Here is a 12,302-nt window from a genome sequence, read left to right on the forward strand (position 1 = left end):
TCCTTTTCGTGTCGCTCAGGCCGGCTAGCTTCTTCAGGCCTGCGAGACAGCCGCGGGGTGACGCAGGATCTCGGCGACGAGCGCCTCAGGTGACTCCAGCTCGACAATGTGCCCGGCTCCGGCAAGCTCCCTGAGCTCCGCACCCGGCAGCAGCTCTGCATAGCGAACGGCGCAGTCAGCGGGGATCACGCGATCGTGCTGTCCTCGAAGGACGAGCGCGGGGGCGGTGAACTCGATCAGCATCTGCGGGAGCTGACGACTGAACATCCATGGTTTCCACGTCACCCGGGCCGTCATCTCTCGCCCGTAGTCCCAGCCGTCGACGTACTCATCTGAGACCCCCGATGCGAAGTACTTGTCGAAGGCCTCGTCGCTCGAGAAGCACGTCCGGATGTACATCTGGAACTCCAGGTCCATCTGGTCGAGTATCTCGCCGGTCCGCGGCTGGAGCCCCGCCGGCCCGAGGAGCGTGAGCGCGGAGAATCGATTCGGAGCAAGCACCGCCATCTCGGCGGCGATCCACCCTCCGAAGCCCGCGCCGAAGAGATGGACAGGCTCATCGGCCACGCGGTCAAGCACCCGGAGCATCAAGAAAGCAAGATCCCGTGGCGACCGCGCCCATACCGGCCTATCGGACAACCCGTACCCGGGAAGGTCTGGGGCAACGACGGTGAAGTGCTCGGCCAAGGCCTCCAGGAACGGCTCACTGCCCACTCGTCCCGAGGACCGATGAAGGACGACGAGAAGTGGTCCGGACCCGAGCGTCGAGACGTGGATGTCCAGGTCGGCAACGGTGACTACTCGGTGGTCAGCGTTCTCCAGTTGTAACCGATGCACGGGACTCCTTCCATCGCCTATATTCTATAGGCATAGTATTTCTCCACCCTCGCCATGTCAATGACTTCGCTCGTGCACAGCTACGGATCCGCGCTGCACGCCTCCGGTCACGCCTCGCCCAGGTGCACGAGGATCATGTGCAAAGGCTCTCCGGTCGTCTTGGCGGCCTTGTGTCCCCGCCCGGTCGTGTCCTCCACAACGAGGACGACCCCCGGCCCGATGGTCCGCCTCTCGCCGCTGCTCACCTCGATCTCCGAGGTCCCCGACAGGTTGATCACGAGCTGTCGTTGGCCAGCGGTGTGGTAATCGGACGCGAAGTCCTCGACGACGGTGCGAAACTGAACCGCCTTCACCGGCCACAGATCGGAGGACGCCGTCTGGAAGCCGTGTGCCGCGAAGTCACCGAGTCCCGGATCGAGGTCCTCGAACCTGGACTCTCCATCGGCGTCGGCAAAGATGCGAACCATTTCCACGTCAAAGCTCCTTGGGTGTCGAACCGCGTCTGATGTAGGTCGGGATGGGGCGTCGCGGGCAGGCAGGGCCGCGAGGGTGCCTTCGGTTTGATCGTCACTCAGACAGCTTGTCGAGGATCTCGGCAGCGGTGGCTGTCTCAGCCAGCTTCGGGAAGATCCGCTCCACACTGTTGGCATGGACGGCCGGATCGCGGTCTGTCATCGCATCGGTGGCAACCACGACGTTGTATCCGAGATCGTGCGCCGAGCGAGCAGTGGACTCCACACCGGCGCTGGTGGCAATGCCGGCTACAAAGACCTGGGTGACCCCGAGATCTTGGAGAAGACCGTGAAGCTCGGTGTTGTGGAATGCCCCCCACTGCTTCTTCGTGATCCGGTGGTCGCTCTCCTGGGCGCCGAGCTCATCGATCAGCTCAGCAGGGTTGGCCGGCGGCGCGGCCGGCGCAGTCGCGCCCGACGGAGCGGCAGCGGGTGGACGCGGCTCGGTCCGCCCAGGAGGCCCACCCGCGACGTTGACAAGCACGACCGGGAAATCGCGGTCCCGGAAGGCGGTCGCGAGCTCGGCGGTCCGGCTGACGACCTCCGCGACCGTGTGGGGCTTGCCCTCGACACTCTGGAGTCCCTTCTGCAGATCGATGACCACGAGCGCGGGCGTAGCGTCCAAGGTGGTTAGTGTCACAATCATTCCTTCTCGGTGAAGATGCCCTGACGAATGCGGGCATGGTGGCGGTACAGGGACCTAGGCGAGGCGCATTGCCGCCCTCGGGAAGACCGCGAGCGGGTTGGTCTCGAAAATGGCCCGACGCTGCTCGTCATCCAGTTGCGAGATCTCTTCCAGATTCGACTTGACGTCGTCGAACGGGCGGCCGGTCAGCGGGTCTTCGGATGAGCCGCTTCCCGGGCGCTCCGTTCCGAAGACCAACCGGTCCGCTCCCACCGTGTCGATGAGGAGCTCGAGGGAGGCCCGCCGGTGCAGGACCGTGTCAAACCACATGCGGCGCAGGGAATCTCTCAAGGGCGGCAGGTCCGGGGACCCCCCCAGACCTGGCAGTCGACGCTCCGCCTCCCATCGCCCGATCTGATAAGGAACCGAGCCCGCCCCATGCGGAATGATCACCTTCAAAGTCGGGAAGTCATCGAAGGTACTTGAGCGCGCGAGGGAGAGTGTGGCGATGGACTCCTCGGACAGGAAGTGATCGGCATAGCTCTCGCGACCGTTCTCACACCCGGCGGAATGCACCAGGATCGGCACGTCGAGATCCACCAGGCGCTGATAGAGCGGGTACCAGAACTCGTCTCCCAGAAGGGGTGTGAAGCCCTTTCCCTCCCAAGGGTCCGGATTCAGCGAAACACCGACGAAACCGAGTGTCTCGACGGCTCGGTCGAGTTCCTCGAAGACGCTTTCCACCGGCTCGCCGCCACAGAGCGGAAGCCCGGCAACCCCCATGAAGCGATCGGGGTGCAGGGAGACCGTGTGGGCGATCGCGTCATTGTTCGTCGCGATCCAGTTGTGCACGATGCTCGGAGGTTTCGCGGAGTGCATCTGCTGGAACGGACGTGGTGACAAGAGCTGCACGTCGGTGCCCATAGCGTCCATGATCGCCACGTTGTTCGCAGCACACGCAGCAAGGCCCGCTTCGTCCAACGGCCAGCTCAGGTCGAGATGACCGGCGCCGGCCTGCAGCATGGTGCGGTAGGAGTAGAGCGAATCAGGGGCGACAAGGTGCGCATGGCAGTCGATGATCATGGCTTTTCACTCGCTTCCGCGGGAAGGACGGCAATCATTTCGATCTGGGCGAGCGCCGGCAGTGCCGTGATCACCGTGATGTGACGAGCTGGCCGGTCGCGCTCGTCGGGAAAGGCCAGCATCCATTCCTTGTTGATGAGGTCGCGGACCACGTTGTCGCGGACGAACACGTCCATGCGCAGCACGTCGGCAAGACTGCCGCCCGCGAGAGTGAGAACCGTGTTCACGTTCTCGAACAAGCAGGCGATCTCGACCTCAGGCTCATGCGGCAGAGTCCCTGTGGCCTGATCGGCACCGAAGATCGCCGAACTCGCCAAGAAGTTGCCGATGACCGTGGCCGTCGGGATCGGTGCTGCATGGCTGATGTTGGGCAGTTCGATGACACGACGTCTGGACACGACATCTCCTTCGCTGGTCGTCGGGAACGACGAGGTGTCCCGGCAACGCGCATACTCTGTTGCCTACAGTCTATAGGCAAATGGGCGAGCGTCAAGCACCAGGGTTGAAGCTCCGACGTCATCGCCGGGCCCGCCGACGCAACCCTGGGCGATACGACACTCCAAGAAGGCCCAGTCCCGCGGTCACTCCGCCAACGAGGGCGGCGCCTGCCCACGCCGAGCCGGCGTAGTCGAGACCAAGGACATGGTCGAGCGACCACGCCCCCGGTCCCGTCGCGGCCAGACCAAGGGCAACGGTGGCGACCAGCACCACATACTCCGAGCCGCCCTTGAAGACGAAGTAGCCCTTGCCCCGATGATCGGTCAGGCCCGCGACCAGCATGAGCCCGACAAAGCCCGCCGCAACTGGGCCCGTCAGCAGCCCTACTGACATCAGCGCCCCGGTCGCGATCTCGGTGCCCGCGGCGAGCCGCGCATGCAGCCTCGCTGGTCTCAAGCCGAGGCCCGCGAACCAGCGTTCCGTACCCTCGAGGCCACCCGGACCGAACACCTTGTTCAACCCGTGAGCCACCAGCATGGGCCCGAGCGCCAGGCGGATGATGAGCGCGCCGAGATCGGCGTCCATGTGACCACTCCTGTTCAGCAGAACGGATCCTGTCGACCCCAGAGGCAGCCGGGTCGTCACAACACCGAACGATTGATTCGCGCTCGGCTCAGGCGGTCGCTGCCACACGACCAGCGATGAGGCCGGTCGCCAGCGCTTCGGTGACGTTGCCTCCGCCGGGGTAATACGCAGCGAACATCGATCCGAGTTCACCCGCACTGAAGAGCCCCGGGATGGGCTTGCCCATGGGGTCGACCACCCGGCACTCCGCGTCGCGGCGCGGACCACCCTGCGTGTTCAGCAGTGCCGGCCACACGGGGACGCCGTAGAACGGCGCCGAGGCGAGCGGGCGACGCAGCTCCGCCGGGCGACCGAAGTGGTCCTCGTCACCGTTCGCAGCGGCACCATTGAACTTCTCGACGGTCTTCGCCAGTGCCTCAGGGGGCAGGCCAAGCTTCTCCGCCAACTCCTCGATGGAGTCGGCCTTGGTGATCCAACCGCGCTCGATCTCTCGTGAGTTGTCGATACTCCAGTCGAATCCTGCGTTGTAGCCCGACGGGACTCGAACGATGGGCCCGTCGTAGCGTGTCTCCTCGTCAAAGACGAAGAAGCCGGGCAGCCGGCGGTAGGAGCCTCGGTGCTGATCGGGCACCAGCATCGTCAGGCCGGCCGCATGCGTCTCGAGCTCAGTCTCGTTGCAGAAGCGCAAGCCGTCCTGATCGACCAGAACGAACCCGGGGCCACGCATCGTGCCGAAGAAGCCCGCCGGGTTGTCGGGGAACTTGTATGCCAAGACGGACGCGAGATCCTTCATGTGGAAGAGATCGGCGCCGACGGACTGGGCCATTCTGACGCCCTCGCCGGTCTTCTTGCCCGGCCCGCACATCGTCGGGATGTCAGCTCCGAAGTTGTCGATCTTGAGCTTGGTGTCGTCGGAGAAGCCACCACAGGTCAAGATCACACCGCGATCGGCCCGAATGTCGACCGTGCCGTCCGGGCCGACGCCGGTCACCCCGGCGACTCGACCGTCAGCGTCGACGATCAACTCGTCGATCCGTACGTTGTAGTGGATCTCGATGTCGAGCTTCTCCATCACCGGGACCAGCACCTGCCAGAGCGTGGTGCCAGAGGGCCGGAACCCCGTCTCGGCTTCCCAGGCCTCCGGGACCGCCTGAAAGCGCGTGGCCAGGCCCTCGGCGCCGGGAGCACCTTCGAACGCGCTGCCCATGTAACCGATCGGACAGATGACCTGCGGGTAGGGCTCCTTGCCCGTTACGCCACGCGGGTCATGAAACTCCTGCTTGCCGCCGTGCGCCTCCACCCACGCGGGCAGCGTCTTGGCCGACTCCACCATGGCGCGGATGACCTCGCGCGGCGTCGAGCCGTAGGACAGGTACTCATAGTGATCAATGGCCTGTTCGGTGTCGTTGAAGGTTCGGATGTTCCCGCCCGAGTCCCGGGTGCTTCCGCCGCCATCGTCGGAACGCTCCACGACGATCACCTTCGCGCCGTTCTCCGCGGCCTCGATCGCAGCCATGCTGCCCGCGCCACCCAGCCCAACTACCACGACATTGCATTGCAACTCCGACATGCGAAACCTCAGCTCTCGTCTTGTATCGGCCGGGAGGTCTCCGCCTCCTCGCCCCTCAGGATGTGGCAGGCGGCGCGAGCGCGCCGTCCGGTTGATTCACTATAGGCTATAGAATGTACCCTCGGAAGGTCTCGGCTGGTTGGACCAGGACTCAAGACTCCGTTTCCTTGACGAGCATGTGTTCGTAGGCTCCGCCGAGAACAGCTATGACGTCTGCGCCAGCCTCCAGGTCTCGCCGCATGGCGGCTTCGCGTCGGACCAGGTCCTGTGCCTTGGCCAAGACGTCACGTTCGACCTCCCGGGGCACCACGACCACCCCACTGGCGTCGGCGCGCACAACATCGTCCGGCCGGACGACGGCCCCCGCCAGGACGATGTCTACGTTGAAGGCACTCTCGTAGACGCGCCCCCTGGCGGTGCGCATCACGGGCGCGAGACCGAAGGCGGGGAACCGAGACACGCGCTGCTCATCGACATCGCGACACGCCCCGTCAACGACCACGCCCGAGATGCCGCGCGCCTGGGCAGCAGCCGACAGGAGCCCACCCCAGGCGCCCATCGCCGTCCTTCCGGCGTTGGCGACCACGATGACGTGCGAGCTGGTGCCGGCCGCGATGGCACGCGCGCCGAGGTGCACCTGCTCGTGACCAGCTGGTGGCGGGGCCAGTTCCAACTGAACCGTCAGGGCCCTCCCAGTCGTCTGCGCACCTTCCCACAACGGGGCTATGCCCACCGGCTGGGGCGCGTGCACGCCCAGCGCGTCGAGCGCATCCGAGATCGCGCACACGTCCATGGCACTGAACCCAGCGACCACGTCGTCCACGAGCCGGTCCGGTGTCGTCACGAGGTGAAGATGATCTGCTCGGGGCACATCTGCCTGGCCTCGAGCACCCTGTCCTTGAGGGGACCATCGTCAGCGACCTCGTCGACCAGCAGGTAGACAACGTCCTCATCGTTCAGGTCGAACACCTCTGGTGCGGCGATGACGCACTGGCCGTGTCCACGGCATCCGGTCGCGTCGATTGAGATCTTCACGCTTCTCTCCTCACTTCTCTGAGTTTCAGTGCTGTGCTGGGTCAGCTGTCACCGCAGCGCCCCGGCCGCCTCGAGCGCGCTGATCTGCTGCTCGTCGTAGCCCAGCAGCTCGCCGAGCACCAGATGTGTGTGCTCGCCCAGGCAGGGGGCCGCCGACCTCAGCTCGACCGTCGAGTGCTGGAAGCGGTAGGCCGGGCCGTTGTAGTCGAGTCGGCCCATCTCCGGATGGTCGAGGTTCGTGAAATGTTCGCTGTCTCGCAGCACCGGATCGGCCATGAGGTCCGACCCCTTGTTCACCGGGTAGGTCGCTACGCCGACCTTCTGCAGGTCACGCGCGAGCTCGGCCGACTCGAAGCCGGCTGTCAGCTGGCCCACGATCGCATGCACAGCGTCCATCCTGAGCACGCGATCCTCGGAGTCGAAATCCTCCAACCGCGGATCGCCTCGGTCTGCGAAGAAGCGCTGCAGGCTGGTCCACGACTGATCGCTCGTGGCGTCGATGGCGATCCAGCAGTCCGACCCTGCCGTGGGGAAGGCCCCGTGAACCGCCATCTGAGCATCGTTTCCGTGTCTTTGGGCAGCCACCCCGTCGAGCTGGTACTGCAGCAGCTCCGGCGCCAGGAACTGCACACCGGACTCGATCTGCGAGATCTCGATGTGCTGCCCCACGCCAGTTCGTTCCCGGTGGATGAGCGCTGCGGAGAGGGCCGCCAACGCAAACCGGGGAGCGATCGAATCGGTGTAGGCACCCTTCGGTGCCGCGGGTGCCCGATCCGGCCATCCGGTCTGGCCATGAATCCCGCTCAGCGCCGCTCCTTGGGCGCCGAACCCAGGGTGATTGCTGTAGGGGCCGTCACTGCCGTACAGCGAGGTGCTCAGCGTGATGAGGCCCGGGTTCCGCTCGCGCATGACGTCGTAGCCGAGGCCGCTGCGCCCCAGCACTCCGGGTCGGAAGCTGTCCGCAACCACGTCTGCCCAGCAGGCCAGGTCGAGGATCACCTCCTTGGCGGCGGCGTTCTTCATGTCCAGTGCGATGCCCTGCTTGGATGTGTTGAAGTCGGCGAAGAAGCCGGAGCGGTTGATGCCTGGCTTGTTGTCCTTGTAGGGGCCGCCGAGACGGACGGAGTCGGGATAGGTCGAGGACTCGACCTTGACGACGGTCGCACCCCCGTCAGCGAGGTGCTTGGTCGTGATCGGACCTGCTGCGGCCCAGGTGAAATCCAGGACCTTGAGTCCCTCGAAGAGCCTGCGTGTCATCTCAGATCACTCCCGTACTGCTGAACTGAGCGACCTGCTCACTGGTGTAGCCCGCCATCGCGAGCAGTTCCTCAGTTGCCTCGCCGAGCCGGGGTGGGTGCGTGATGGGTTTGAGCGGCGTCTCGGAGAACCGGGCGAACTGCCCCGGTAGCAGCGCAGAACGGTCACCGACGATCCCCTCGACCCGCGTGAAATAGGACCGAGCGTTCAGGTGCTCGTTCTCGAGCACCTGGGGAACGGAGCTGACGGCAGCAGCCAACATGAAGTGATCCACCGCTCGTTTCATGATCTCGGCAGAGGTCTTGGTCATCAAGAAGCGACGAATCACGTCGACCACAGCGTCGTACTCGTCCTGCGGGATGTCTGAGACGTTCTCGGTGGAGTTCCACTCGGGTCGATGCAGGATCTCGTGGTCGTGGCCGTCCTCGACCATCCAGTCGACCAGGGCCGTATATGACCGCCTCCGGACCTCACCGCCACCTCCGCCGACCGGGCTCATGTGGACGTAGCCGTCGGCACAGGGCCAGACGATCCTGGTGAAGTAGCTGTTGGACCGCTCGCGGCGAACCTCTCCTCCGCGCATCTCCTCATGCTGGAGGAGCTGCCAGGTCATGGTCGTGTTCAAGAGCGTGCCCACGACACACTCCTGCATGGAGACGGAGATGCGGTCGCCGATGCCGTCTCTCAGTCGTCCATACAATGCGGCTGTGACGGCTCCGGCGAGCTCCACCCCCGCCTGCAGGGTCGCGACCGGGAGACCGACCGCCACCGGCGGACGGTCGGCATCGCCATTGAGGTACATATGGCCGCCCGCTGCCTGAGCCGTCAGTTCGGTGCCGAGCAGCTGATCAGCAACCTCCCCGCGACCGTAGGGCCAGATCTCCCCCCAGATCAGGGTGGGGTTGGCGGCCGATGCGCGTTCGAAGAGCTGGTCGGCGGTCCGCCCATCGTGGGCCCATGTGTGGTCGACCAGCACTATGTCGAAGGCGGGGAACAGGTAGTCCAGGATCTCGCGACCTAGTGCCGTCCTGACATCCAGCGAGATGCTTCGCTTGCCGACGTTGTAGGCGAGCCAGAAGTGCGAAAGGCGATATCCCTCGGTGTCTCGGTGGCGAGGGGCATGCAGTGAGCGGTCGGCTCCCGAGGGATCCTCGACCTTGACGACCTCGACGCCGAGATCCGAGAGATACCTGCCACACACGCTGGCCCCGGAGTACCCGAGCTCCAGCGCACGGAACCCCGTGAGCGGCTGTGTTCCCACGACAGGTTGCACCTCAGCTCCCATCAGGAACCTTCCTCTCTGCTCAGCATGAGCTGCCACGAACGGTCAGGCGAGCCGATCTGGACGAGAGCGTTGTCGGCGGAGTCGACCTGGCGGGGCCCCGCTCGGCCGGAGACTTGGAGCACTCCTTCGCGCAGATGCCCGATCCCGTGGAGTCGACCCTCACCGAGCGCGCCCCCGAAGGTGTTGATGGCCGGGAGCTGTTCATGCGGGCTCGCGAGCCGAGCCAGGGCCGTCCCCGGCTCGCACCAGCCGAGCGACTCCAGCATCCACGGCACGAAGATGGAGTAGCCGTCGTAGATCTGGGCGACAGCGACGTCGGATCGAGAAATACCTGATCGCTCGAACACGTCGTCGTCCATGGTCCAGTTGGCCACGCCCGCGAGATAGGCCGGATCGTGCGGCCCGTCCTTCGCGCGTGGTCCTGACGACATGACGAACGCGCTCGCGCCGCACACGGGGAGATCGCAGTCGAGGAGACCCAACGGCTCGGAGATGGGCCGAGCCGTCAGGTAGTCCTCGAGCGTCGGGACGGGAGCAAGTCGCCAGAAGGCGTGTTCGTTGAGTCGGGCGTTCTCACGTGAGAGCTGAATGACGGGATAGAGATCCTCGCGCGTCAGGGCGTACTGCGTGAAGTACCGCTGCATTCGCGTTGCGAACCGAGTACCCGCCGGGCCATACCCGAAGGGAAGGGTGAATTGGGCGTCACCGTGAACCGCGCCGGATCTGGCGGCAGAGTAGGTGCGATCGGCGAGGAAGTAGTGTGCCCGCACGCCCAGCACATAGGCGCAGTCACCGGCCAGGATGCTCTGGCGCCCGGAGACTGCCATGTCGATGGCCATGCCGCCAAGATCCGAGAGCCAACTGAGGTTCCTGAGCCCGAGCTGCCCGGCCAGCGAACGGGCCGAGATCTCGTCGGCGCCGTCGCCGTGCACGGCCGAGGCGTTCGGAGCTCCGGGACAGCCCAGGAGCCCGTCGATGTCGTCGAGCGTGAGTCCGGCATCAGCGACGGCATTGATCGCGGCTTCCAGGGCGTACGACGCCACGCTGCGTTCGTTGTCACGTGAGATGGCCGTCGAGCCGATCCCCATGATGGCGACCCGACTTCTCATGACGGCCTCACCGGCGCGAAGAGCGGAAGGGAATAGCCGTGATGGGTGTCCAGCCATGACACCGCGAGCTCCTTGCCCGGCCGGAGGTCATCCTCACCGAGGTCGACCAACTGGGTGATCATCGATAGCCCGGCCTGCTCCACCAGCTCGACCTCAGCGGGGTGGTAGGGGGTTGGTATCCCGGGCACGAACGCATCGCGGACCGTCGTCCAGCTCGTGAGGGTGGCTCTGCCGGAGAGCAGAACCCACTCTGAGGCGGGGCTGAGGCAGAACCCGCATCGTGCAGTGGGTGGATACCGCAACACTCCACAGTCTGTGCACCTGGGGACACGGAGCTCATGATCGCCCGTGAACTGCCAGAAGGGACGCGAGTCGGCTGTGGCGACAGGGAAGGGGCGCTCAGACGAGCTCATAGGCGATCTCGGCCCCAAGCACCGCTTCCATGTGCTCCTTGCCGGCCTCGTACCACGCCTCTTCCCGCTTCAGCTTCATGGCCAGGGCTCGAATCATCGAGACCTTCGGGTCCTGAGCCGTGATGGGAGCCTCGCCCGACTCGTGATGGGACGTGGCGGCATCGATCGCGACGCGGCGTGCGAGCACGATGCCGGCATCGCACGATGACAGATGCTCTCGGGTCCGGTCGACAATGGGCTGCAGGCCACTTTGGCAGGCGGCATCCTGCGGCCACAGGCCCGGCAGCCCAGAGAAGTAGGTCGACACCTGGGCGGGGTAGTCCACCCCCCCGAAGTCGTTCTCCCGGGCGTACTTCGACACATAGCGCGCATAGGGCACCGGCCCCGGATCCTCTGCGTGACCCTGAGTGCTCAGATGGCCGCCCTCGCGCCCGCTACGAGTGCCGTGTGTGATCGTTTGGCGAAGTCGTTCGGACAACGGCTCCGTGGGGTGATAGGTGAACATGAAGCACGCCGTGTTGTTGTCGTCGATCGGCACCCAGGCGTGGCCCGAGAACGCGCCTTCTTCGCGTAGCGGCGGCACGAATGTGTAGAACGGCATCAGGTAGCGGTTGATTCGCCAGTAGAAGCTGTCCGCCTCACCCGTCTGCCTCCTGGCCGCGACGGACATCCCGAAGTCATGTCGCAGCACCTCGAACTTTGGAGTCATGTCCTTGGCCTGTGCGGAGTTGGAGAGCAGGCCCTTCTTGTCGACGCGTCCGTGCAGCACTGATCCGTGCGACGAGTCGATCTCACCCTCCAAGGCCTGCAGCCAGTTGCACTGTTGCACGCGGATGGACAGGTGGCGTTGCTCCGCAGACACAAGGTTCCACTCGAGATCGGGAAGCGGCGGCGGGGTCTGTCGATTGCCCATGTAGGTCCATAGGGCGCCACCGCGGTCAACGACCGGGTAGGCAGTCAGCTTGATGTGCCGCTTGAATCTGCTCTCGGGCGGCTCGGTGGTCATGTCAACGCACTGGCCAGTGACGTCGTACTTCCAGCCGTGGTAGACGCACCGCAGGCCGCACTCCTCGTTGCGCGCAAAGACCAACGGCGCATTGCGGTGCGCGCACCCGGGGGCCGTGAGACCAACTGCCCCGTTGGTGTCGCGCCAGACGATGAGGTCCTCGCCCAGCAGTCGGACTCGTTGGGGCTGCCCCTCGAGCTCAACATCCTCCGACAAGAAGAAGGGGATCCAGTGCTCGCGCATGAACTCGCCCATGACCGAACCGGGTCCCACCCTGGTGACCAACTCGTTCTCTTCCGAGGTCAGCACAACGCCTCCACTTCGCTTGCTCGCGCTTCGCGAGCCGCATCTTCCTTGACGAACCTCGGTCACTGTACATCAGACACAGGCTGTTCTCTATAGCCTACAGGAAGCGCATCGGGCGTTGCTTTACGGTCAAGGAGGGTGGGCTGGGAGGGCACGAGGGCAAGACACGGTGCACCTCTGAGCGTCCCTGCGCCCTCAGAGGCGGGTGGGTGTGACTCGAATGCCAGCCTCGGCAGGTGGG

14 protein-coding genes are annotated in these 12,302 nt (G+C 65.1%); all 14 read right to left on the minus strand.

Annotation, left to right across the window (positions count from 1 at the left end; translation table 11 throughout):
- Positions 1 to 33: 33 nt before the first annotated feature.
- The gene (locus AB7I40_RS07765; protein ID WP_428346425.1) at positions 34 to 714 is read right to left on the minus strand and encodes an alpha/beta fold hydrolase; all 681 of its coding nucleotides are present in this window, start codon (positions 712 to 714) and stop codon (positions 34 to 36) included.
- Positions 715 to 944: 230 nt separating this feature from the next.
- Positions 945 to 1,310 (minus strand): hypothetical protein, encoded by a 366-nt coding sequence (locus tag AB7I40_RS07770; protein ID WP_428346426.1) that lies wholly within the window; start codon positions 1,308 to 1,310, stop codon positions 945 to 947.
- A gap of 94 nt (positions 1,311 to 1,404) precedes the next feature.
- Positions 1,405 to 1,974: an isochorismatase family protein gene (locus tag AB7I40_RS07775; RefSeq protein WP_428346427.1), complete on the minus strand. Its 570-nt coding sequence runs from the start codon at positions 1,972 to 1,974 to the stop codon at positions 1,405 to 1,407.
- A 75-nt stretch (positions 1,975 to 2,049) separates the two neighbouring features.
- Positions 2,050 to 3,057: an amidohydrolase family protein gene (locus tag AB7I40_RS07780; RefSeq protein WP_428347590.1), complete on the minus strand. Its 1,008-nt coding sequence runs from the start codon at positions 3,055 to 3,057 to the stop codon at positions 2,050 to 2,052.
- Positions 3,054 to 3,455 (minus strand): RidA family protein, encoded by a 402-nt coding sequence (locus AB7I40_RS07785; protein WP_428347591.1) that lies wholly within the window; start codon positions 3,453 to 3,455, stop codon positions 3,054 to 3,056. Before AB7I40_RS07785 ends, AB7I40_RS07780 begins: the two co-directional genes overlap by 4 nt.
- Positions 3,456 to 3,573: 118 nt before the next feature.
- Complete coding sequence (locus AB7I40_RS07790) at positions 3,574 to 4,080, minus strand: DoxX family protein (RefSeq protein ID WP_428347592.1); 507 nt, start codon at positions 4,078 to 4,080, stop codon at positions 3,574 to 3,576.
- A gap of 88 nt (positions 4,081 to 4,168) precedes the next feature.
- Positions 4,169 to 5,650 carry an FAD-dependent oxidoreductase gene (locus tag AB7I40_RS07795; RefSeq protein WP_428347593.1) on the minus strand — a complete coding sequence of 494 codons (1,482 nt, stop codon included), beginning with the start codon at positions 5,648 to 5,650 and terminating at the stop codon, positions 4,169 to 4,171.
- A gap of 151 nt (positions 5,651 to 5,801) precedes the next feature.
- On the minus strand, positions 5,802 to 6,494 hold the full coding sequence (locus AB7I40_RS07800) for an RraA family protein (protein WP_428347594.1): 693 nt from the start codon (positions 6,492 to 6,494) through the stop codon (positions 5,802 to 5,804).
- Positions 6,491 to 6,685: a ferredoxin gene (locus AB7I40_RS07805; RefSeq protein ID WP_428347595.1), complete on the minus strand. Its 195-nt coding sequence runs from the start codon at positions 6,683 to 6,685 to the stop codon at positions 6,491 to 6,493. Before AB7I40_RS07805 ends, AB7I40_RS07800 begins: the two co-directional genes overlap by 4 nt.
- Positions 6,686 to 6,733: 48 nt before the next feature.
- Positions 6,734 to 7,942, minus strand: a complete 1,209-nt coding sequence (locus AB7I40_RS07810) for a CaiB/BaiF CoA transferase family protein (protein WP_428347596.1) — start codon at positions 7,940 to 7,942, stop codon at positions 6,734 to 6,736.
- A gap of 1 nt (position 7,943) precedes the next feature.
- Entirely contained in the window at positions 7,944 to 9,203 is a 1,260-nt protein-coding gene (locus tag AB7I40_RS07815; RefSeq protein WP_428347597.1) for a CoA transferase, read from the minus strand.
- Positions 9,204 to 9,226: 23 nt separating this feature from the next.
- Positions 9,227 to 10,336, minus strand: coding sequence for a thiolase family protein (locus AB7I40_RS07820; protein WP_428347598.1), 1,110 nt, complete (start codon positions 10,334 to 10,336; stop codon positions 9,227 to 9,229).
- Positions 10,333 to 10,749 (minus strand): Zn-ribbon domain-containing OB-fold protein, encoded by a 417-nt coding sequence (locus AB7I40_RS07825; protein ID WP_428347599.1) that lies wholly within the window; start codon positions 10,747 to 10,749, stop codon positions 10,333 to 10,335. Before AB7I40_RS07825 ends, AB7I40_RS07820 begins: the two co-directional genes overlap by 4 nt.
- On the minus strand, positions 10,736 to 12,127 hold the full coding sequence (locus AB7I40_RS07830; protein ID WP_428347600.1) for a Rieske 2Fe-2S domain-containing protein: 1,392 nt from the start codon (positions 12,125 to 12,127) through the stop codon (positions 10,736 to 10,738). Before AB7I40_RS07830 ends, AB7I40_RS07825 begins: the two co-directional genes overlap by 14 nt.
- Between the last annotated feature and the right edge of the window lie 175 nt (positions 12,128 to 12,302).

Origin of the sequence: Nocardioides sp., assembly GCF_050246775.1 — a bacterium.
Classification (GTDB): Bacteria; Actinomycetota; Actinomycetes; order Propionibacteriales; family Nocardioidaceae; genus Nocardioides.